26 protein-coding genes and 1 pseudogene are annotated in these 23,092 nt (G+C 33.9%); 23 read left to right on the top strand and 4 right to left on the bottom strand.

The genetic code is table 11. From position 1 onward, the window contains the following. Positions 1-203: 203 nt before the first annotated feature. Complete coding sequence (locus CC204_RS20500) at positions 204-665, bottom strand: hypothetical protein (protein WP_088271944.1); 462 nt, start codon at positions 663-665, stop codon at positions 204-206. Positions 666-924: 259 nt separating this feature from the next. Here CC204_RS20500 and CC204_RS20495 point away from each other — a divergent pair. The 19 genes and pseudogenes from CC204_RS20495 to CC204_RS20425 all read left to right on the top strand — a co-directional run bounded on the left by CC204_RS20495 (position 925) and on the right by CC204_RS20425 (position 12,263). Continuing rightward, a pseudogene (locus tag CC204_RS20495) lies at positions 925-1,520 on the top strand (tyrosine-type recombinase/integrase). Positions 1,521-1,635: 115 nt separating this feature from the next. Continuing rightward, positions 1,636-2,238 (top strand): protein adenylyltransferase Fic, encoded by a 603-nt coding sequence (gene fic, locus CC204_RS20490; protein ID WP_088271888.1) that lies wholly within the window; start codon positions 1,636-1,638, stop codon positions 2,236-2,238. 617 nt (positions 2,239-2,855) lie between these two features. After that, on the top strand, positions 2,856-3,308 hold the full coding sequence (locus CC204_RS21920; protein WP_418253323.1) for an alpha/beta hydrolase: 453 nt from the start codon (positions 2,856-2,858) through the stop codon (positions 3,306-3,308). Next, a complete protein-coding gene (locus tag CC204_RS21915) occupies positions 3,203-3,703 on the top strand; it encodes an alpha/beta hydrolase fold domain-containing protein (RefSeq protein ID WP_418253326.1) in 501 nt (166 codons plus the stop codon). The genes CC204_RS21920 and CC204_RS21915 overlap by 106 nt, the downstream gene beginning before the upstream one ends. A gap of 153 nt (positions 3,704-3,856) precedes the next feature. Then, positions 3,857-4,018, top strand: coding sequence for a hypothetical protein (locus tag CC204_RS21300; RefSeq protein WP_157894348.1), 162 nt, complete (start codon positions 3,857-3,859; stop codon positions 4,016-4,018). Positions 4,019-5,811: 1,793 nt separating this feature from the next. Beyond that, positions 5,812-6,129 (top strand): hypothetical protein, encoded by a 318-nt coding sequence (locus CC204_RS20480; RefSeq protein WP_088271943.1) that lies wholly within the window; start codon positions 5,812-5,814, stop codon positions 6,127-6,129. Beyond that, the gene (locus tag CC204_RS20475) at positions 6,130-6,489 is read left to right on the top strand and encodes a hypothetical protein (RefSeq protein ID WP_088271942.1); all 360 of its coding nucleotides are present in this window, start codon (positions 6,130-6,132) and stop codon (positions 6,487-6,489) included. 418 nt (positions 6,490-6,907) lie between these two features. After that, positions 6,908-7,480, top strand: a complete 573-nt coding sequence (locus tag CC204_RS20470) for a helix-turn-helix domain-containing protein (protein WP_088271941.1) — start codon at positions 6,908-6,910, stop codon at positions 7,478-7,480. Between the two features lie 47 nt (positions 7,481-7,527). Further along, complete coding sequence (locus CC204_RS21320; protein WP_162288381.1) at positions 7,528-7,767, top strand: hypothetical protein; 240 nt, start codon at positions 7,528-7,530, stop codon at positions 7,765-7,767. Further along, entirely contained in the window at positions 7,707-7,967 is a 261-nt protein-coding gene (locus tag CC204_RS21910; protein ID WP_088271940.1) for an IS3 family transposase, read from the top strand. The genes CC204_RS21320 and CC204_RS21910 overlap by 61 nt, the downstream gene beginning before the upstream one ends. After that, positions 7,897-8,319, top strand: coding sequence for a DDE-type integrase/transposase/recombinase (locus CC204_RS20460; RefSeq protein ID WP_088271939.1), 423 nt, complete (start codon positions 7,897-7,899; stop codon positions 8,317-8,319). The genes CC204_RS21910 and CC204_RS20460 overlap by 71 nt, the downstream gene beginning before the upstream one ends. Further along, entirely contained in the window at positions 8,307-8,468 is a 162-nt protein-coding gene (locus tag CC204_RS21905) for an IS3 family transposase (protein ID WP_157894347.1), read from the top strand. The genes CC204_RS20460 and CC204_RS21905 overlap by 13 nt, the downstream gene beginning before the upstream one ends. 219 nt (positions 8,469-8,687) lie before the next feature. After that, positions 8,688-9,005, top strand: a complete 318-nt coding sequence (locus tag CC204_RS20450; protein ID WP_088271937.1) for a hypothetical protein — start codon at positions 8,688-8,690, stop codon at positions 9,003-9,005. A 168-nt stretch (positions 9,006-9,173) separates the two neighbouring features. After that, complete coding sequence (locus tag CC204_RS20445; protein WP_227011290.1) at positions 9,174-9,497, top strand: TIGR04197 family type VII secretion effector; 324 nt, start codon at positions 9,174-9,176, stop codon at positions 9,495-9,497. Then, on the top strand, positions 9,494-9,934 hold the full coding sequence (locus tag CC204_RS20440) for a DUF3958 family protein (RefSeq protein WP_088271936.1): 441 nt from the start codon (positions 9,494-9,496) through the stop codon (positions 9,932-9,934). Before CC204_RS20445 ends, CC204_RS20440 begins: the two co-directional genes overlap by 4 nt. Further along, complete coding sequence (locus CC204_RS21635; RefSeq protein ID WP_227011289.1) at positions 9,852-10,421, top strand: T7SS effector LXG polymorphic toxin; 570 nt, start codon at positions 9,852-9,854, stop codon at positions 10,419-10,421. The genes CC204_RS20440 and CC204_RS21635 overlap by 83 nt, the downstream gene beginning before the upstream one ends. Before the next feature lie 11 nt (positions 10,422-10,432). Next, entirely contained in the window at positions 10,433-11,179 is a 747-nt protein-coding gene (locus CC204_RS21630) for a hypothetical protein (protein ID WP_227011288.1), read from the top strand. Between the two features lie 85 nt (positions 11,180-11,264). Then, on the top strand, positions 11,265-11,603 hold the full coding sequence (locus CC204_RS20430) for a hypothetical protein (RefSeq protein WP_088271872.1): 339 nt from the start codon (positions 11,265-11,267) through the stop codon (positions 11,601-11,603). 78 nt (positions 11,604-11,681) lie between these two features. Next, positions 11,682-12,263 (top strand): SOS response-associated peptidase, encoded by a 582-nt coding sequence (locus CC204_RS20425; protein ID WP_088271871.1) that lies wholly within the window; start codon positions 11,682-11,684, stop codon positions 12,261-12,263. Positions 12,264-14,368: 2,105 nt separating this feature from the next. On the opposite strand, the gene CC204_RS20415 is transcribed toward CC204_RS20425, so the two are convergent. Further along, positions 14,369-14,890 (bottom strand): hypothetical protein, encoded by a 522-nt coding sequence (locus CC204_RS20415; protein ID WP_088271870.1) that lies wholly within the window; start codon positions 14,888-14,890, stop codon positions 14,369-14,371. Continuing rightward, positions 14,890-15,855: a ParA family protein gene (locus tag CC204_RS20410; RefSeq protein WP_088271869.1), complete on the bottom strand. Its 966-nt coding sequence runs from the start codon at positions 15,853-15,855 to the stop codon at positions 14,890-14,892. Before CC204_RS20410 ends, CC204_RS20415 begins: the two co-directional genes overlap by 1 nt. 376 nt (positions 15,856-16,231) lie before the next feature. On the opposite strand from CC204_RS20410, the gene CC204_RS20405 reads away from it, so the two are divergent. Then, the gene (locus CC204_RS20405; protein WP_088271868.1) at positions 16,232-16,558 is read left to right on the top strand and encodes a helix-turn-helix domain-containing protein; all 327 of its coding nucleotides are present in this window, start codon (positions 16,232-16,234) and stop codon (positions 16,556-16,558) included. A gap of 346 nt (positions 16,559-16,904) precedes the next feature. Next, complete coding sequence (locus CC204_RS20400; RefSeq protein WP_088271867.1) at positions 16,905-18,440, top strand: primase C-terminal domain-containing protein; 1,536 nt, start codon at positions 16,905-16,907, stop codon at positions 18,438-18,440. 82 nt (positions 18,441-18,522) lie between these two features. On the opposite strand, the gene CC204_RS20395 is transcribed toward CC204_RS20400, so the two are convergent. After that, positions 18,523-18,954 carry a hypothetical protein gene (locus CC204_RS20395; protein ID WP_088271866.1) on the bottom strand — a complete coding sequence of 144 codons (432 nt, stop codon included), beginning with the start codon at positions 18,952-18,954 and terminating at the stop codon, positions 18,523-18,525. A gap of 368 nt (positions 18,955-19,322) precedes the next feature. Here CC204_RS20395 and CC204_RS20390 point away from each other — a divergent pair, with 368 nt between their 5' ends. After that, the gene (locus tag CC204_RS20390) at positions 19,323-19,937 is read left to right on the top strand and encodes a recombinase family protein (protein WP_088271783.1); all 615 of its coding nucleotides are present in this window, start codon (positions 19,323-19,325) and stop codon (positions 19,935-19,937) included. Next, positions 19,938-22,931, top strand: coding sequence for a Tn3 family transposase (locus CC204_RS20385; RefSeq protein WP_227011273.1), 2,994 nt, complete (start codon positions 19,938-19,940; stop codon positions 22,929-22,931). Positions 22,932-23,092 lie beyond the last annotated feature (161 nt).

Raw genomic sequence — 23,092 nt, 5'->3', positions numbered from 1 at the left:
TTATGTAATCGATCAGTTAAAGAAGAGTAAAAGGAAAATTTAGGCAGCAGCTTATACACTTTTTTGTATGAATGAGTCACTAGCGTATCCAGGTTTAGATCAGAAAAGTTGTTCAACCAGGAACTATAGGTTAAAGAAACCGCAAATCGGTAACAGATATTGCTAGTTCTTTTTCTTTTTCAGAGCGGCCAACTTCAGAGTGGCTATTCTTTTTTATGATGTTTCCTTCTTCCCCTTGCCGAATTGTTTTGACCCGAGCGCCAGGCACTCAATAAATCTGAACGTTTTAGATCCTTTTGAAGGACTTTTCCCATTAAATCGTCTTTTATCTCTTTATTTCCCTGACTAATCTTCTCGACCAATTCAAAATTATCCGGACTGACTTCAACGTCTTCAATTCTTGGAACAGCAATTCCTTTCTCTATTGCTCTCTTTTGGTAATCGGAATAAATTTCTCCTGCTTTTTTTCGTTTCCAAATTAATGACTCTGTTACTCCAGACTCATAAGCTAAGTGTCTGATCCAACGCGTGAATGATTGATGTTCTGGTTTCCATAAAGTCCCTATTTCAACTTCTCGGATTAATTCAAATAATCGAACCCAGGAGCGTTTGTCTTTAATAAGGATTTTTTCAATTTCTTTTTCGATCGTTTTGATGTTGGACATAATAAAAAACTCCTTTCTCACTAGTTACTATAACGTGTTATAGTAACTAGTGCAAAATATAATAATTCAGTCTAAATATATTATTTATATGAATCTGACACAAGCTAGTTGTGTCTTATTCGCTTAAGTCCGCTAAAGTTAGGTGGCTCTAAGGATTATTCACTGTCTGAGTAAGTCTATTGTTTTATAGTTTATTTGAATATGACTAAAACTATAGTATAATGGTATTAAGTCATATTAATAAAAAGAGGGATTTTTTATGAAAATTGTCCAACCGATTCGAGAAAAAAAGCAGATCGATGCGATGAAGGCGATTTTGTCTTCAGGAAAAATGGGACCGAGAAATGTGCTGCTGTTTTCGATCGGAATAAATACGGCCTATCGGATTTCAGATTTGCGTCGATTGAAATTATCAGACGTCTTGATGATCTCTCGTGGTCGAGTGATCACGAAAGATCGATTAGAAATGAAAGAGCAAAAGACCGGCAAACATAATTCAATTATTATTTCGAATAAATTGAGAAAACAGATCCTGGAGTATGTGAATGATTCCTTTCCAACTCAGGTAGCAAATCATGAGTTTGATCATTTCTTATTTCCAAGCCGAAAAGGAAATGATAGTCCATTAAGTCGACAAGCACTTTGGGATGTTTAAGTAAAGCAGGAAAAAGGGGATGAAAAAATATTGGGAGTCACTCGATGCGTAAAACGTTTGGCTACTTTCTTTATAAAAATGGAACGCATATAGAGATCATTCAAGAGTTGTTAAACCATTCATCGCAGCGGGAGACATTACGTTATATTGGGATCACACAAGAAGACAAAGATACTGCAGTTATGAGCTTAGATTTATAAGCGTAGATAATTTACTATATAATAGAAGAAACACGTCTTTTTTTTAAGTGAAACAACAGAAATTAGTCGATTAAGGTTGCTATTAGATAAAAGAAAACAGAACCGGAGGGGAAAAATGTTAACAAATAAATTAGGCATTACAAATCAAGTTGAATTGGCAAGAGTAGAAGAAAAGATCAGTAAATCGAATGCAAAGAAATTATACGATAGTGGTGATATTGATAAACTAGAAGTGGGAACATTCAAAGGGCTAGCTGATATTCATCGATACCTTTTTTCAGATATTTATGACTTCGCCGGTGAAATTAGAACGGTGAATATTGCTAAAGGAAACTTTCGATTTGCGCCGGTGATGTACTTAAAGGTTTCTTTAGATCATATTGATCAAATGCCACAATCTAATATTGATGAAATTGTAGCAAAGTACGTTGAGATGAATATTGCACATCCATTCCGTGAGGGAAATGGTCGTAGTACAAGAATATGGCTGGATCTGATTCTTAAACAAGAACTCAGCAAAGTAATTGATTGGAATCTGATTAATAAAGAAGACTATCTTTCTGCAATGGAACGTAGTCCAATTAATGATTTGGAAATTTCTCATTTAATCAAGCATGCCTTAACTTCTTTAGTAAACGATCGTGAAACATATATGAAAGGTATCGATGTTAGTTATTACTACGAAGGATACACAGAATATAATACTGAAGACTTATAAACAGTAAACAGGTCAAAATATTACCAAAACTTATGTCAAATTCTATTTATCATAAATCTACGTTAATGACAGAGAGATTCTAAGGCCGTTTCAATTTTTAAACTGAGGTACTATCTTGAATGAGCGCTCTGAGGATTGTCAAAAACGGCGTTTTTGACAAAATAAAAAAGCTGCCCCAAAACTAAGACAACTTCCAGCAATATCAGTATTTTATGTTTATTAAATCAGTGAGTAGATAAATTATCGAAAACGCTCGTTTTTAGTATAAAAGCTTGTTCCTTTACATGTAATGTTAAATGAACGAAATAACATTGTCAATTTTAAAATGGGTTGAAGTTAGTTATTGTTATGAGAGATATACTGAATACAATTACAAATAGTGATCAATAACTAAAGGTTCATGATTGTATAATGTTGAATATTAAATTGAATTGAGCTCAGTGAATAAATGTGTCATGAACTATTCTAAGGAAAAAGAGGTAGCTTTATGGGAAAAATAAAACAGTTTTTTTATGGTTAATGGGCTTCTTAGTAATCTTTGGAGTGATTATATTAATCGCTTTCAAGTGTCGCCGCGTCCGGGTGCCTTTTTGATTGGGTATGTGTTTAATGGAGACGTGAAAATTACGGATAAAGTATCCTATGAAAAAAGTAATACTAATATCACAGTTAAAAAAGCCTTGTTTACCAATCAGAATATAAAAAAAGTACATTTGATTTATATTATCCAAAAAGAAATTCACAAATCAGTTCCAATTGTTTTTGGGTACATGGGTGGATATGTTGGTGGTGACAAAGAAGGTGTAAAAGAATATGCGACATACTTAGCTGATCGTGCCCAAGTAGCAGTAGTTTCATTGAATTATGAGTGGGCTCCAAGCTTAAATTACCCAGGCCAAGTGAAACAAGTCGAGGCTGCCTATAATTCGATAAAAAAAAATGACAAAGCAGTACCCAATGTTGAATTTTTAATAAAATCATTTTCGGAGGTGACTCAGCAGGTTCTCAAATTGCAGGACAATTTTTATCCATTCAGACCAATTCAAAGTATGCAAAGAGCATGGGGATGAAAAAAGTGATTCCAGAAGATAATATAAGTGGATTTATCTCTTATTGTGGTCCCGTAGATTTAGAAGAGATTAAGCAGCAATCATCTGATGAATGGGTCATGAAGTTCTTTGTTAACACGGTTGCATGGTCTTTACTAGGAACAAAGGACTGGAAAGATAGCTCAGAGCTGAAGCAGGCATCATTAGTAGATAAACTTACCAACGATTTTCCACCAACCTATATTTCTGATGGCAATTCATATTCTTTCCAAGATCAAGGGATTACTTTTGCAAATAGACTAAAAGAACTATCAGTTCCTGTAAAATCACTTTTTTACAAGGATGTTGAAAAAACAATAACGCATGATTATCAATTTGATTACACAACCTCAGAAGCAAAAAAATTGTTTAGATGAGACGATTGAATTTGTTAAAGAAGCGGTCAACAATTAAAGATTAAATCTATGTTGAAAAAGTCAATAACGATTTGAGAGATATGTACAATAAAATACGTTCTATATGTAATGAATTGGCTATATTCCTAAAAAAGATTGTAAAAGGAGAGTATTATGAAATATGAAATAGTACTAGAAACAAATCAAGGAGTTTCTAAAACAGTATTACCAAATAAAGAAACAGCAAAACTAATCTTTGCAGATCGTTGTAATGAATTAGGTATTGATGAAAGCAATGTAATAGAATCAAACGGGGATTTTGAAGGGGGTACATAATTTTTCGAAAAAAATGGGGAAAGACAGACAATATCATTTTCTCCTAAAAAGGATCAGTAAAAGAGGTGTCTAGGGCACTTCTTTTTTTGTAAAAAATATCCCCAAACCAGTATATTTATATTGACGTATATATAAATATACTATATAATAAGTATATAAAGAAAGGAAGTGTAATTTTATGAAAAGATAAACAATTACTATGCAGGTGTGAATTTTGGAATTTTTAAAATAGTTGATAAAGAAGGGATCTTCTACAAAATCAAATCTATTTATTTAGAAAATTTAATGAATCTTATGTGACAAATACTCAACTTCAAATTGAGTGTCGCGAAGCTACCTTCTCAGAAATTGACTATTTCAACAAGAACAAAAAGAGGTTTACTCTGCTGATACAGAACAAACCTCTGTAACAAAATAGCCTGACTAGCTAAAACTTCTACTAAGTATATTATACAAAAAACAGACTTAGTAGCAAGTCTTTGGAGGTAACTATGAGTATAGATTTGATTTAATCAAGCTGTTAATAAGCAAGAAAGACTCAAAAGGTAACTACTTATCACTGGATATAGGATAGGTGAAGATACTAGCGTGTCAAAAGTACGATAAGTAAGATAAGAAAAGGCGATTATGATCTGAACAATGTTCCTCTTGGAAAAATAATTGAATTATTTGAATACGCAAAAGTAAATGAGGATATTCTCAAAAGGATTAGAAAGAAGGTAAGAGAATTGATCAGTATCGAAATGACAGAAGAAGAAGCAGCCTATCTTTTATGGGTTGCTCAAAAATAAAACGATTGAAGCTCAACTATAGAACGTAAAAACCAAGAACTGGCTGGTTTTTTTAAAGAAAATAATAAATGAATGGCAACTTATGTAGAAAGATCACTAAAAGTCTTAAAAAGATCGTTCGTAAAAGTAGTTGATTTCTGCCAGCTGCAGTGCGAGATCTACCAGGTAAACAACAACTAGAAACGAACGATCGTTGATGCCAGGACAATGGCCAAACTCATAATAGCGAACTATACGTCAAAAAGGATCAGAAAGAAGGCGAATAAATGGAGTTTAAAGATTTCAAAAGAAGAATATACCAGGGTTAACTTTTTATGGTGATGTGACAGAAAAAGGACTAGTAAACTTAAAGGATAGTTATACAGATTCTGAAGTGCTAGAGAAGGAATCCAAATGTTGCAAGTTGGAAGATTTTCTATGGCCAAATATTGATCAAGACTTCATTGATGATAAAGGAAAAAAAGTGGTGTTGCCAAAGTTCCAAGTGAAGTGAGTAATATGAATTTTAAAGGACCATTTTACAGAGAAATACTAAAATCACACAACATACTGAAGTTTGAATCTATTAGATGGTATGTAAACATAAATTCGTGAATTTTACGTTCAAGTGATTTTTTCGTAATTCTCAAAAAGATCTAAAAATGAGGAAGTGAAAATTATGAATCAAAAAAATCAACTAGAAAAGCTAGAAAGAAGTATTAAATGGATATTTAAACAAATATTAGGAACAAAAAAAAACCTACGCCAGCGATATTAGCTGTGTCTGAAGTAACAAAAAAAAAAATAATGCTCTTAGTGAATATGGAGATTATTTTGCTTATACACAAAACGTTATGGTTGGAGATGTTCTATTACAGCTTCCAAATTGTATGATAATAAAGATTCTCATTCAGTACCTAAGATTATCAGGATTTCAAATGATTATTTACGGAAGATTACTACAAAAAGACTGGCTATAATCAACACACAACATATGAGAAATTAAAGTCTGAACTTGTTCAAATGGAAGAAGAATTGGATAGTTTAGAAAAACCGATATCACATTTAAAAAAAAATTCGAAACAGAGATTTGCACATTTAGATAAACGTATATCAAATGAGGAAAGTCGAGAAAATTTGATACAGTCAAATCCAATTTATTTATCAGATGTTCTGTATTTATTTGATTTTGCTTTTAAAAGCCTAAGTACTATAAGAGGAACCTTGTTTAACATATCATTTAATTTTCAAGAACCTAGTTATATTTATGAACTAGAAAAAATTGCTGAATTAATTGAAAAAGAGAAAAGTATCAAAAAGGATCAGAAAGAAGTGATATAAATGGATGTGAATTTTGTAAACATTCCTGAAATTATAAGTGACTTTAGAAATGCTGAAGACAAGGGCGATGTTGAAGCAGTCAACAGCAGCTTAAAAGATTTATACAATGAAATGGAGCATGAATTACATTCATATGTAATGAGGTCAGTAGTGATCGTTTGGATTATTTCAAAAACAGATATTTTTCTAAACGAATTGAATGATTCCCAAAAAGGATTAGAAAGGAAGTTGCTTATGATAATAATTAATGTATGTATTGGTATTCTCATTGCTTTATTGGTTCTTCAATTTATTATGCTAATACTAACAATTACAGAAAAAAAGAAGTGGTTGATAAAGTATGGTCGGCAGCTGAACTAAAACGAAAAAACAATAGCCGACAGAATTGAACCAAAGTAAAATACAATAGCAGGAAACCTTATGTTAGAAATTGGAGATAGATTCTCCAAAAGAAATTGATTAGTCTTTAGAAAAAAGTAAAAAGAAAAATATCAAGTGTATATACTAATCAATGTAGAAAAGTTATGACGGTGGCTACTTCCGGAGGGTGGTGGTGCTTATGAAAGTAAGTACTGAAATCTATGAAAGGAGAAAGCCTTTTGTCCGCATTAGAAACAATACAATTGATTCTAAGTTTGGTATGTTTACCATTGCTTTGATTAAATTGATTGTGGACCATGCTTAAAAACGACAAAAAAAATAACCGTCTTATCTTTTGATACACTCCCCATAGAGTAGACACTAGAAAAACAAAACTAGTGACAAGGGGAGTGTTTTTTTGTATAGAAAAAGAGTGCCAAATGATAAAAAAATAGAAATCGTTCGTGAAATCAAAGAGAAAAAAGAAACTTCAAGTTCTGCTAGTAAAAAATATAATATCTCAAAATCAACAATAAACGATTGGATTAGGAAATACAATTCATGGGGAGTAGAAGGGTTAAATGCTTACAGTAGAAGTTTAAAATACTCACGTGAAGTTAAATTGGCAGCTGTTGAGGATTTCTTGTATAAAGGTTTGAATCAAATAGAGGTACTAAGAAAATATAGAATTACTGATACAGGGGTTCTTAGATCTTGGGTTAGCAGCTATACTAGTGGAAAACAATTCAAACAGAAAAGAGCTGGTCTTTCCACAATGTCTAAGCAAACTAAAACAACATATACTCAAAGAATTGAAATTGTTCAGTACGTGTTATCATTAGATAATGACTACCAAGCAGCAGTTAAACGGTATGATGTCTCCTATCAACAAATATACTCATGGATACAAAAATATAATCGTCTAGGATTTGATGGTCTACGTGATCGTCGTGGGAAAAATAAAGAAAAGAATGAAGAATTAACGAGTTAGATCGTTTACGCTTAGAGAATAAGCAATTGCGAGCAAGGAATGATTATTTGGAGGTTGAAAATGCTATTGTAAAAAAGTTACAAGGCACAGGTAAAGAAAGACGACCGTTTTCTTTATCAAGGAAGGAAAATTGTTACGTTGTTGTCTATGAACTGCATAAAGAACAAGGACACAGTATTGCCAAGCTTTGTAAAGTTATTGGCGTTAGCCGTAGTGGATATTATAAATGGCTAAAAAACGAACCTTCTGCCCTCGAACTAACAACAGAAAAAATTGCAAAGAGATAAAGAGAATATTTTTAGAATCTGATAGAATATTTGGTGTTGTTCGCATGCACTACGCTCTTAAACGTGAGCTTAATTGGAATATAAATATAAAAGCTATACGTAGACTGATGAGGAACATGTCACTAACTCCTGAAATTAGAAGAAAACGCCCTAATTGGGTTAAGAATACTCCAGTTCATACTGCTGAAAAATCTAATTAATCGTAATTTTCATGGCGTCAAAACCGAACGAAAATGGTTTACAGACGTTAGTTATCTATTTTATGGCAATCATGAGAAGGCTTATTTGAGTGCAATTATCGATACATATGATATGAGTGTTGTTTCTTACGTTATCAGTAAGAGAAATGATAATGAATTGGTAATGAGTACTTTAAAACAGGGACTAAAAGGTAATTCAAATAATCAATTAACTATCCACACCGACAGAGGGTATCAATATACCTCAAGAGAATATAGCAATATGAAGGATCGTTATGGTTTTCAAACAAGTATGTCACGACCTGGAAAATGCTTAGACAATCAACCAATTGAATCTTTTTGGGAACTTTAAAGTCAGAATATTATTATCATAAAAATTTTGATTCATTTAATCAATTAAAAGCTGGAATTGATACGTATATTAATTTCTACATGAACAAAAGGTATGTTCCTAAATTCGATGGCTTAACTCCAGCAGAATATAGAGAATTAGCTATATAAAAAACTTCTAGTCAAATTTAACTAGAAGTAAATGTGATATTTTTTTATTTCCACTGTCTACTTGACAGGGAGTGGTTCATTTGGCCGGATAACGGTTATTTTTATAACTAATTAAATTCTGCTACCGTCTTAAACGGTTCTACATTAGAGAGATATGTTAGAGCATATCTCTCTTTTCATTCTTATTATAGCACAATTATAGAACGAATGGTATATGAAATGCATTTCATTCATAGACAAAAAGGAAAAGGGGGATTTGGTGAGAGCAACAGATATTTTGACCATTCTGTCAGTAGATATGCAAACAATGTGATGTATGATTTCAAAATTGAATTGAATGATCAGTTATTCGGCGTTGGTCGAATAGAAAAAGAGCAAAACAAATTGGTTCTATATGCTGCAGAAAGTATCACCATTGAAGCGAATCAACTACTGACCACCTTTATGTTGAACAAATCTTTAAATCTATACAAATTTGGAGACAAGCTAGAGCCAATTTATGGATGTAGGGTCGTAGGTAGCTCTTTAGTTTTGTAATAGAGTTGTTGATTCATGATGAATGAGTTAAACTAAATTCAGCGGATCTTTCCGCCACATCATTAATCTGTCTGATTCTTTATTCGAGAAATTAGACAGATTTTTTCTATATTTGAAATGTAATCCTGTTATTAATGGAAAAAATACTCCTCTTTTTGTGTTAAACTAGTGGAAACTAGACAAAAAGGAGAAAATTATGGGGATAATAGTAGTTTATCGATCGCTGGTGGTGTATCAGCACAAATGAGTAAAGCAGCAAGCGGATTGTCTTCGGTCAATGCGGTAACGTCGTTGGCAGAGCGCACGTCTGTCAGTGGCAACACGAACGCAAAGAATAGCTTAACAAGCGTACATAGTAGAGGGCAACGGTTATCAAATGCAATTGCTCGTGATGGAAATAATATTCATTCCGTGGCCAAAGAGTTTGCGGCAATCGATCAAAAGATAAATGCCAGTATGACGAACCTTTTTAATGGAGTGACGTTCAAATGAAACAGGTAGATAGAGAAGCGATGATCCAGCTGGAACTCACACAACTGGATTTAGAACAAGAAAGCAATCAAAGAGAACTGAGAAAGCTGGCTGAAGCTGAATATGACTATGGTGAGATCCAAAACTTGGAACAGCGCTTTTACCAGGAATTGATGGAAGCGAATCAAGGAGCAGAAAAGCAACATTACTTTGTTGAGTTAGAAGCTGAAGCACGCTCACTACAACAAAAACAACGCTTGCAAGTCGAGGAACGATCAGAAGAACTTTTGGCAGAGAAGAAGAACCTTATGGACCAAGAAGATCAACTGTATTGGAAAGAAAGCAGCTGCTTGATCAGGAAGTGGGTGCGGACGAATGGGAGTAGATTTTTTTGTTGGCGAAGTCAACAGTCAAAGTGCTGCTGCGAAACAGATGGCCGTTCAGTATGTCCAGTTTAGTGGTGTTCTAAAAGATAGTGTCAGTCATTTTATGAGTGCGCCTTTATCCGGTAAAACGTATGATTCTGCGAAGCAATATTTTTCTGCAGTTTATCCAACTTTAGCCAGTGGATTTATCCTGGTATGTGAAGCATTGATTGAAGCACACAGTAAGTTTCCTGAAGAGTTTCAATCACAAGTCGATACCTGCGATGTGATCGAGGAGCAGCTGAAGGCAGTGATCGCACAAGGCAATTTGACTTTACAAAGTATGGCCCAACGAATGGATAAAGAGAAAGAACCCAATCAAGGACTAGAACAACGTTACATGCATGTACAGGCAGCTATCAGAGAAAGTGAAGAAAAGCTTCAGAAGCTCTATGCTTTTCATGCCAGTTCTCCAGGTCTTTTCGCTGATTTTGAAGCACAGTTGGCCAACTTTGATGCTGGATTAGCCGAAGTCGAAAAGGTGCCGCATGGAATGCTTCTTCCGGAACATTTGATCTAGGAAGAATGAATATGTCTTGGGCAAAGCCGATCAGCCGTGCTTGGGACAAGAGACAGAAAAAGATCGATGCAAAAGTAGAAACTCACCGATTAGAAAATCAAGAGATTACTTATACTTTTGATGAATTTGGAAACGTAACAGGTGTCTATGTGGATGGTATATTCGATCCTAAAATGACTATAGCAGTCCAGGAAGCAATCGCAACAAATAATTGGAATGCATTAAAGGCTTTTGGTGTAGGGATTGCAGATAAAATTTATGAAAACTTCGGACTGAGTGCCTTAATGGGAGAACGTACACTTGATACTGATTCTGTAGGAACTAAGCCGTATGCCGTTGCACAGTTTGTGGGAGACCTTCTTTCAGTCGCAGGTGGTGCAGCTGAGTTTATTGGTGGTTTTTCTTGGCTAGTAGGTGGTAATGCTGCTTCACTTGCAGGTACGCCGTTTACAGGTGGAGCAACTGCAACACTAAGTCCAGCAGTTACTGCAAGTGGTGCGGCTGCAATGACTCATGGAGTTGGAACGATTTGGAATGCATTTAGCAGTTTCGGTGAGGGGTATGATCTTGATACAGGTGATGTTACTCCTGGCGGGCGATCAATGTCAAAACATGGCGCGGAAAGAGCGAATGAGAGAGGGTTTTCTCCGGAAAGAATCGATGCTATTATTGATAATAATACGAAAACAAGGAAATCAAAAATTGACGAATTGGGGAGAAAAACTTGGAATATGTTGATCCTAGAGGTAATAAAGTAGTTACGAATGATCGAGGAGGAATTATCTCAGTTCATTCTTCTGGACCTAAAGGGATATATATACCTAAATAGAAAGTAGGAGAAATATGAAAGATTTTTTTAAGAAGATAGCAGATGAGATTAACCATGAATATGAACCTGGTATAGGTGCTGAAATCAGATCCTTTATTGAGTACCAAGAAAAAGATATAATTGATTCGAATCTATCATTTGATAGAGAAAATGATGTTTTTATTCTAAAAGTTACCACAAATGATCTTGAAAAAGAGGATATAAAACAACTGTTCATGAAACTTGTCTTTTTTTTAGAGTATCCTCACGTCACATTTTACACAACGAATCAAACGGATAACTCATTACATTATCAACTTATTTCTTATTCAAAAAGGAATATTGGTTTTGTCCTTGATGTAGAGTTCTTTTAGTAAATCAATATTTTAGCAAATCTCCCCTTCTGCTTGTAGAATGATGGTAAGTTATTCTACAGACAGGAGGGTTTTCGTATGTGCGGAAGGTTTTTGTTAGATCCGACAGACTCGAAAGAGATCGAGGAGATTATCAGGAAAATCGAAGCTAAGAACCAGGAGATCAAGACCGGAGAAATATTTCCAACGAACACCGTCCCTCTACTAGTTGGCACGTCTGATCACGATATCGATGTTGAAGCGATGGCTTGGAGCTTTCATGGGTTTAAAAAGTCCCAATCGATCATAAATGCTCGATCAGAGACGGTCACTGAAAAGAAAATGTTTGCTAAAGCATTCAGCAGCACCCGTTGTGTCTTACCCACTTCTGGGTTTTACGAGAGGGACCAGGAGAAAAGAAAATTTCTCTTCAGGGAAAAAGACTCTGAAATTCTCTATTTGGCAGGATTCTATAAGAAATTTGAAGATGGAAACCGTAGCATTATTTTGACAACAGCAGCCAATAAGTCAATCGAAGCGATACATAATCGTGTGCCGGTTATTTTAGAAAAAGAAACGATTGATCGCTGGTTGTTTGATGATCAGTTTGCTGAAGATTATTTAAAAGAACTAATGCCAGAGTTAATCAATAACGTTCATATAAGAGACCTCCTCAAATGATAAGGGATGTGTAATGAGTAGAAAAACTTTTGATTGCAGCTAATCAGTTCAATAGGTCAACGGAATAAAAGTTACCAAAAAACCGTGATAGTATTTGAATCCATAGAGAGGTAGTTAATCTAAGGTCTATTTGTCTTATTCATTCTTTAGTTAACATAAGATATATTATACAAAGTAGTCTCGATTGGCTGAATTTCAGTATCAAATGCGATAAACGAATTCCTTCAAAACAACATTCTTAATATTTTTCATTATACAATTTTATTCTGCTTTTTTAAATGTTTTGCATTGGAAACGTTTTCTATCGAATAACATTACTTTCAGGTTTTAGCGTACTCTAAATGGAATTTATGGTTTGCTGACTTCCATTTGAATAGCTTTCTTGGCCGATCGTTGATTGATCTTTATATGAGATACCTTATTGAAGTCTGTAGGTTTTGGAAAATACCCATTGTGATATTCGTTTGAAGCGCGTTATTGTGGCATATAAGGTGTACATAATACATGTTAAAACTGTAAGTATTCTCCATGTGTTTTACATTATGAAAGTTCACGAACTCAACTCCGCGATCACATGTAATTGATTTTGCACCAGTGTGTACGTTTCAACTAAGCGTTCCATAGCTGCCAACAAATACGCCCCGTCTTTTCGAGTCATTTTAAGGGGCACATAATGCCGTGATTTACGTTCTACGAATGTAGCTAGAGAAGTTTCTATATCGCGCTTAGAAAGTACTGTATTAGCTTCCCAATGACCAAAATCAGTTCTTAGAATAGTTGCTTCAGACCGATCAGTAATCTACTGTTATATTTTCTCCGGTATCTCTTCCCTTTCAATCGTAGCTTCTTTATTGGAAATTTGATCAAACCAGAATAAATCCAGTTATAGATGGTATTTGTCGATACATTAATGCTACGTACACCATGAGCGATTTGTTCTGGAGAGTAATTCAAAGTAGTCTTTGTATTATGCACGGTCGCCTTTGTAGTCGTTCCAAAGTTTCCTGTTCTTCCTTCACTGTTTCTCCAGATCACTTTAAAGATCGTTGGCCTATGTTGATCCAGTTATAGAGCTGTCTCAGCCTGAGAAACTCCTTCTCTCAGATACTCTTCGATTTGCTCGCGCTTTTCAGCTGATAAACGATTATATAACATTCTATGAACTCCTATCTAAAAAACAAACCCAACAAAACACTCTTCTAGTAAATTACGAAGATTGCTACCGCAAAGCCCTTAATGACAAGGAGTTCGTAGGTAGACCAATCACATTTTACAATTTAGGTGCTTGAAATCCCTGCTGCGACAATCACTTAAAATAATCCTCACTTATGTCAATTTACCTTTAAACAATAATTAAGTATCCAAGATAGCTAAACGTCGATACCCTCTCCCAACCACGCTTCTAAATGAGATATATGTATACTCTTGTTATCCCCCCAAGGAATTGCTGAGTGTTACATTTTAACCAAGCAAGTAGGAGTTATATAAGGGATAAATCAGGAGGATCAATAGTATTTTGTCAATCCTTAGGTGTGTATCAGCACAAATGATGAAAGCAGCAAGCGGATTGTTTTCATTATTTGCATATGGCGAGTTTGATCCAAACTCTATATGGGAAATACAAGGTATGATCCAGTTATAAGATATACAAGGGTTACGTGGTCTTAGATTAGAATTTCTTGCTCAATGGGCAAATAATATAAGTTTGTTTAGCTGTATCTGGACATGGTGTAGGAGTAAAAATGTTCGGGGTAGAAATTATCCTAATGGGAAATACGAATAGTCCTAAGCATGATCCTGACACTTCCCTTTCGATGATAATAATGAATGGATAGAGTAAGAATACGAAATGATTGTCAAGATAATATATTTATAAAGGTAATACATTACTAATGTATTACCTTTATAAATATATTATCTTTCAAGAGGATTGTAATTTGAATGTAACTCACTGCAGAAACAGCTAGTACTAAATATGATAAACATAGGACAACTCCAGTATTTAAATATATTTTTAGAAACAATACATTTCTAATATATTATATTTATAAAGGTAATATATTACTAATGTATTACCTTTATAAATATAATGAAAAAGAAGACTATTAATAGTCTTCTTCAATTTCATTCATATAGTCATTAAAATTGTCAATATTAATTGGGTATTTACTGTAATCTTTAACGTGTTTATTAGCTTCTTCTTCTGTAATAAGTCCTAATTGAAGAAAATGTTGCCATATTGCGTTATCGACAAAATCTGAGATAAAACCTTTTGTACCAGGTATCTTTCTACTACGTTTTTTATCTTTGTAAACAAGGCTTTCTAGGGAATCAACAGTGTCCTGGCGTAACTTATAAGTTCTAGGTATCATTTCCGAGAGATGTTTTTGAGTTTCTCTAACCAACCCAAATTTATTTGAACTTTCTGAAGAGGGCACGGTTTCGGATGTCGTCTCGTGTGTAGACGGTTCTTCATTTGTAGATAATTTTTCTTCAACAGAGACTGTTTCATTGGATAAATTCAGTAGAGAATCATTTTGAAGATCGTCTTCTGGAGTCTTTACATTCTCTAGTTCTTCATCAAATGCAGAGTTAAAGTTTCCAGCTGCTCTTTTTCTTCTAGCCATTATTCTTCAACCTCGCTTTCTTGATATAATTGTACAGGTATCTCTAATATTTTTCCGTCTTTACTCAATAAACCTAGCCTGTTCATTTCATTAATTAGCTTGTAAAAATTTTGAGCAAACTTGTTGTTTGGGTCATTCATTGTAATCGGAAGACCATTTCTAACTAATTTGTCAGCAAAAGTAATAGATCTAGGTATTTCAGTATCAAAATAATGATAATTGTTCCTATTAGTATATTTCATCATTGAATTAATCATTTTTGCATGTAGATTAGTATTGTAGACCTTATTCGCTAAAACACCGCCAATCCTAAGATTTGGATTGTATTTTTCTTTAAGTGTCAGCACCCTTGATATTAGGTGTGTAACTCCGTCAACACCATTCAAGTCAGGTTCATAAGGCACTATTACCACGTCTGCAATGGAAAGTACAGAAGAAGTAACTTGCTTCAGCTCAGGCGGTGTATCATAAATAATGAAGTCATATTCTTCTTGAACCTTATCAAATGATCCAGCTAATGCATTGAAATAGTTAGAACTAGGATCGATGATGTTTGTCATTTTCTTTTTAAGACCTTCTATAGTCATTAGTTCAGAGATATTATTTTTAAATTTCTTTACTAATGCGACGAACCATTCCAAGATCGTATCTCGAAATTCTTCCATTTTATCAAACTCTAGGTAGTTGTTATCAGAGTTTGCCGGTAGAACGTCAATGTTACTATCATATGTACCAACAATCGTATCTTCAACTGATGCAGTCCCCATAAATACATCATAAATTGTATTTTGATCATTGGCTACTTTTACTCTAAAAGATTTAGTAGTATTTCCTTGGGCGTCAGTATCAACAACAAGTATTCTTGCATTTGGAAATGCCTTTCTAAGAGCGCCAGTGATGTTAATAGTGATAAGAGTCTTTCCAACTCCGCCTTTGTTTGCTGCAACGGTAATTCCTACTGCCATGTTTTTCTCCTTCTTTCTTATAGATTAATGCTAAAAGTAATTTTGTTTAAATATAAAATATTACTATTAAAAATAGACTGTATTACTAACAAAAATAGAATACCATAATTCGTTGTTAAAAACAACAACAAAGATAAAGTTAAGAAAGAAAAGCAAAAACAACAGCATTTATAGTTACTATTACTAAAAATATTACTAAATAGAATATATTAGTAATATATTAGTAATATATTGATAATGATAATAAAGCCTATTAACAATACATTCTTGTAAGCAATAAAAATTTGGTGATGATTTAGAATTGATTAAAACTAGTTTTTATGGTAATCTTATCATGTAAATTGTTGTTGTTTGTAACAACAAAAGGAGGAAAGATATGGAAGAGGGGAGTAAGCAGTTTAGAAACGAATATGATCGATTTTTACTAAAATTTCTGGTCAAAAACTATTATGTAAGTAGAGTTGAGCTTTCAAAAGCAATAGGACTTTCTCCAAGTTATGTCAGAGAATTTGATAATGGAACGCGGAGTTTCGGAAATGAAGCATTAGATCGATTAGAGGAAATGATTACAGCTAAATATGAGCTTATTTTATCAAAACACGAATACGCTTTAGAACAAGCAAGAACAACTATCCTAAGTATCAAAACGGATGAAGAATTGCAGGATCTTAGAAATAGAATCGATGAAATGTTGGAATTATAAAATAAAAAAACAGTTTACAAAATTTTAGAGATAAGTTAATCTAATTTTAAAATAAAAAAAAGAGACCTAAAAGTTAATTTGATTGGTAGTCAAATTAACTCATTAGAAATCACATACCCAAACTATGTGTTCCGTAGTCTCAATTTCTATAAATTTGATAAGTGTTTTCGAGTCACTTTATTAAATACATTATAGCAAATTTTGACAAAAAATACAATAGATTTAGGCTTATTTGGTGCGCAAAACTGGCGATTTTGCTAGTTTTAGTAGTAAATTTATTAAATCCAGTATTCGTAAGGACACAAGGGTATCTTTGTGTTCTTCTTTTTTTGGAAAGGAAACCAAAATGAACGTACTGGAACAAAATCTAAATCTTATTTATGCTGCCATTTTAAAGGGTGGATTAAGACAATATAAATATAAAAATAGCAACTTGCGTCCATTTGTTCAGCAACCAGAGGGAAAAAAGGGTGCTATATTTGGTTTCCGCTCGAAGGAAGCAATGGGTGTGGCCCATGGGGTGGTGTTAACTTCTGAAGAAGCTCTTTGGGAAAATGAAAACTCATTTACTCATTGGACCCCTAACGTGTTTAGATATGGTACCTATACGGACGATCGCCGACTTTTTGTAACAGGTCATAAGGATCAAAACTTAAAACAGATCAACACGTTCATGATTGATATCGATGTTAAAGTTGGCCAATCATGCTCTGGACAAGACATAATGGACCGCAGCATGGACTTAGGGTTTATACCCACTATGATTTTGGAAACTCCAGGAGGTTACCAGGTATATTATGTGCTGGAAAATCCCTGGTTTATTTCGAGTGCAAATGGCTATAACTCAGTAAAAATTGCAAGAAACGTTTCGAATAATTTAAGACGATATTTCGCTGAAGAACTGCCGGTTGATATGGGCTGTAATCATTTTGGAATCGCTCGAATACCTAGACACGACAACATTTTACAGTACAATCCTGAAATGACTTATGATATGCAAACTTTGATTGACTGGTCATTTGAATACTCAGCAGATAACCAAATTGACATAGAAAGACCTAAGCTATTTCTGTTGCCTAAAAAAAGTAAGCAAAAGGATGCAGCTTGGGTTGATCAGCTGCTTAATAACACACAAATCGAAGGAGATAAAGGCCTACTAGGACGTAATAGTGCTATTTACACGATGGCATTGGCTTATTATTCTTCCGGAGAATCACTAGAAAATTGTTACGACGATATGGATCAATTCAACACTAATTTAGGCAATAAAGCTTTGAAAGATTCTGAAGTTAGACGTGCGGTTGAATCAGCATACTCAGGTAGATATCACCAAGCAGAACAAGAAAAAATCGATTTACTTATCGAAAGTTGGGGTACAGAGAAGGCTTCTAAGGCTCCGTTTAGCAAAAGAAAAGGCAGTAGTGGGTATAGAAGTCACCCAAGTACCTGGTATAAATTTAAAAAAGATCGATCTGAGAGAAAATATTCTCACAAGCATGAGTGGAAGGCTGATTTATTAGCATTCCTTAAAGATAAAAGTTACACGTACAAACCATATTTTGTGACAACTAAAAGGGAAATTGTCGAAGAATTGAAGATCCCTAGTCGATCATTGGACAAAATCCTGAAGGAACTACAAGAAGAAGGCAGACTCTTTTACTCTGTTAAAGCCGGTAGAGGTGGTGGAATTAGGTTGGCCACAAGAAATGCCTTGATCCAAACAATATTGCAAGTAAAAAAAGAAGTACAAGCAGCATATGTAGAGTCCATTTTAAGCGTCTTTCCCTGGGCAGGTAACTTAGTTAATCAATATTTCAACACCTCTAAAAACACCGAAAATCGCTATCAGCAGCTAGATTTAGGAGACTTGGACACAGGTTAAAATTAAACCTGCAAATTGCCAATTACTTTATATCTGTGATACGTTGCACGAAAAAAAGCACTTGTTCAGTGCTCTATTGCAACTATGAGTCTTTTGTAATTACTGTGGGAAATGAGCCTATTGGAATATCTATCTTCTCCTCTTTTAATAATTCTTTGAACTCTAGTCTCATTGTTTTAGCAGTGTTGACATCGCCTATATCTTCAACAGCTTTCATAAGGTAGTCTGCTTTGGTTAAATAGTCTGGTTCAGAGGTTTCTAGGTAGGCAACTATATATTCAAAATATTGGATCTGAATTGAGAAATAATAATTTCTGTATTCTTTGTTGTTTTCTCTAGCTAAGTTTAGATACTTTTTAGCTTCACTGCGATCATTGCTATACATGAATTTTGTTACTAAATTTACAAAAAATTGGCTGATTACATTTCGAGTTTCTATGTCTCGTAGATGTATATTTTCGACTGGAAACATAGTTTCTACAAAGAACTCAATATCTTTTTTTGAAAAATTCATAATGTGATTACTAACGAGTTTGTAATCATAAAAAGTGAAGTATTTCTTCTTACTGATAATTTTTTTTATTTGTTTTAAGTCTTTGGAATCTATTTTTGGGATTTCTTTGATATAGCTAGAAAAAAGGCCTTTTATATCCAGTAACAGGGGTTCAGGTATCAGTGGAACGAAACTTTACGGTATAAAGTCGAATGTTTTGGTTCTTCTCTATAATAATGTTTGTTTTTCTAAATTTGGTCTGTCAAAAAGTATACTTTTTGATAAAGTCTTTTCTTATGCAAAACCATGTGTCAAAACCTATGTTTTTCACTTTTGATATGTGTCATAATTATTAATGACATTTTGATATATGAAAGGAGAAAATAAACATGCTTTTTGGCTATGCTAGAGTTTCCACTAAAGAACAAAATTTAGATCGACAAATACAGAAGTTTAATGATTTAGGTATTGAATCTCGTTATATATTTGTCGATAAACAATCAGGTGCTGAGTTTGATCGTCCACAGTATCAACTATTACTTCATATGCTTCGTTCTGGAGATATTGTTTACTTAGACTCTTTAGATCGTTTAGGGAGAAACTATTCTGGTGTAATTGAAGAATGGAAGTATATTACAAGAAAGATAAAAGCAGATATTATTGTTCTAGAAAATTCAGAATTATTTGATAGTAGAAAGTTTAAAACTATGGGGGACATTGGTCTTTTATTAGAAGATCAGTTTTTGAGCATGCTTTCTTATGTAGCAGATCAGGAACGAAAGAAGAGCAAACTGCGTCAAACTGAAGGGATTGAAATTGCAAAATCTGCTGGTACGGTCTTTGGTAGACCTAAATTGGCAATAACAGAAGAATTCAAAAGACAGTATTTTAGTTGGAAAAATGGGGAGCAAACAGCAACTGATACTATAAATAAACTAGAATTGTCCCCAAGCACATTTTATCGTCGAGTAAAAGAGTTCGAACAAGAAATGGCAGGTGACTAAATGCCTGTACAGATAATGAGTAAAGAACAAAAACAGTCTTTTGGATCTTATGCGGGCCTTCCTTCCGATGAACAATTAGTGAAATACTTTCATTTGGACGATTATGACAAATCAATTATTAAAACTTTGCGAAACGATAGTACTAAAATTGGTTTTGCAGTACAGTTAGGGACTGTACGATTTTTAGGAACATTTCTTTCTGATTTAACAAATGTTCCTAATGAAGTAATAGAGTACATGGCAGAGCAGTTGTCTATTGAAAGTCGTATGTTCTCTTACTATACAAGAATTCCTACAATCAAGCAGCATGCACTCATGATTCAGGAACTATACTCTTACAGGCAGTTCCATGACCAAGCCGTTTTAGATTATTTAGAGCAGTGGATATATGAAGGTGCTTGGTATTCTACAGAGCAAACAACTCTTCTTGCTGATCGTTTCTTGAATAAGTGTATAAACGAAAAAATAATTCTCCCAGGTCTTACTACATTCGAACGGTTTATATCGCGCATTATAGACGCTGTAACCAAAGATATAGAGCAAGCAATTGTAAATATTCCTAGTAAGAAGGAAATTGAACGAATCAATCAATTGACGCTGTTTTTTATGGAAGGAAAAACGTCTTTGTTTACAGTAAAGTTGGACGCTTTAAGAGAACCTCTAAAAGAACCGTCTTATTATGAGATTAAACGTGGATTTCAAAGAATAAAAGAATTTGCTTCTTTTTCAGTTGATTTTTGGGATTTCAGCCAGATTCCTAAAGGGAAGATAAAATTATATGCTGAGTATACAGCTAAAGCCAAATCGCAAAGTATTCAGCGTATGCCTGAAAGTAGACGTTTAGCTTACCTAGTTTCATTTATTGCAGAGTATCGATCAGTTGCTATGGACGAATTATTATTAGCATTAGAAAAGTATTTTACTAGTATTATCAACCTTGCAAAGAAAAAGGAACAGCAAGAACGACTCCGATCACTAAAAGATTTGGACAATGCAGCAGCCATGCTGTCTCATATTGTAGAGGATCTGATTGACGAACAAACTCCACCTGAGAAGCTGTTAGATTATGTTTTAGAGCTACGCGAGAAACAAGAGATAGTAGCAGCTGTGTCAAAAGTAAAACGTATTGTGAGTTCGGATAAAGAACCTGTGGCAATCAAAGAATTATTAAACTCATTTTCAAAATTTAAAAGGTTACTTCCGGATATTCTTGCTCATATTCCTTTTTTAGTTAGTGATAAAGATAGTCCAGTAGCTTATATTTGGTCTTTTTTAAGAGATAAAGGAGATCTATTTCTTCGATATCAAGATTTTGAAAAAATACAAGACTATCTGCCAACCAAGTGGCATAATTTTATCGATAAAAATCAAGCATATGCTAATAAAGGAATCATAATTGCTGCTATGGAACTTTTTATAAAAGGCATAAAGACACATACTGTTTATGTCCCTTATAGTCATAGATATAATGATCCATTGCAAAATCTAATACCTAAAAATGTATGGAATGAGCAAAGAAAATCCTTTGTAAATCAGTTAGGTCTTGCAGAGGACGGAGCTATTGCTGTAGAAGATTTTAAAATCAGTTTAGAAATGTCTTATAGAGAAACACTAAAAAACTGGAATAATAGCAACATGGCTAGGATAGAGGAAAAAAATGGACAAACAGAATTGATTATTAGTCCGCTAAAAAGACAAAGTTTATCTAAACCACGTCTTATTGAGGAAATTCATAGAAATCTTCCCATTGTTGACCTTCCTGAAATATTATTAGAGGTAAATCAGCGACTAAGGCTTACAGAGTGTTTTTCACATTTAAATGAAAATCGATCGCGTATGAAAGAGCTGGATATAAGTATCTTAGCAGTGTTATTAGCTGAAGCGTGCAATATAGGGCTGTCACCCGTTGCTAAGAAGAGTACAGAAAGTTTAAAAAATGACCGCTTATCCTACGTCAATCAAAACTATATACGATTAGATACTTTAACAGCAGCCAATAATAAGGTCGTAGACGCCTATCAGAAACTTGCTTTACCTTATATATGGGGAACAGGAGATATGGCTTCAGCGGACGGTATACGCTTTACTACACCAAAGAAATCTCTACATTCAGGACGGAACCCTAAATATTTTGGTCGAGGTAAAGGGATCACATACTATAACTTTCTATCTGATTCCTATGTTGGATTTCATGGTATGGTTATTTCTGGGACGATTAGAGATTCAGTCTATTTGCTTGAAGGACTGTTAAATCAAACAAGTACATTAACACCTAGTCAGATAATGACTGATACTGCTGGATACAGTGATCTTGTATTTGGATTATTTGGAATACTAGGTTTTCAATTTAGCCCCCGAATAGCTAAAGCAAACGAAACAAAAATATGGAGAATAGACAAAAATGCTAATTACAAAATTCTGAACGAACATTCAAAAAATACTATAAATACAACAATTATAGAGCAAGAGTGGGATGATATCTTACGAATTGCAGGTTCTCTAAAATCAGGAACCGTCCAAGCCAGCTATCTTATTCGTGCTCTCCAACATCAAGGAAATCCTACTCCATTGGGGCGTGCATTAATTGAAGTTGGAAAAATATTTAAAACAAAACATCAACTCAGATATCTATCTGATGAAGAATACGCACGAAATATTCTAGAACAACTGAATAAAGGAGAATCTCGCCATAGCTTGTATAGAAAAATATGCTATGGTAAAAATGGACGAATCTATCAAAGCTATTTTGATGGTATGGAAAACCAATTAAACGCTTTAGGACTTGTTGCAAATATAATTATTTATTGGAACACGCTTTATATGGAAAAAGCTATAGAACAACTTCAGGAAGCTAATTCAGAGAACCAAATACAAGAAGAAGTTCTTCAATTCTCTTCCCCTCTAGTATCAGAACACATTAATTTCATGGGGAAATATTCTTTCAAATATAATGAGCAATTAAACGAAGGAGAATTTCGTCCCTTAGGACAATAATCACACAGCTATTTATCTAAAAAAGATAGATAGCTCTTTTTATTGTTCGTGTTTTAACCCCTACCGTAAAATTTCGTTCCATTGTTCCGAGAGAAAACCTCTGTAAAATGAGTAAGTTCTCATAATTAAATTTAGAAACGTTGATTTTATAGGGTTTACAA

The sequence above is a fragment of the Enterococcus wangshanyuanii genome (assembly GCF_002197645.1).
In the GTDB taxonomy this organism is placed as follows: Bacteria; Bacillota; Bacilli; order Lactobacillales; family Enterococcaceae; genus Enterococcus_L; species Enterococcus_L wangshanyuanii.
This window is presented reverse-complemented; position numbering and strand designations above follow the sequence as displayed.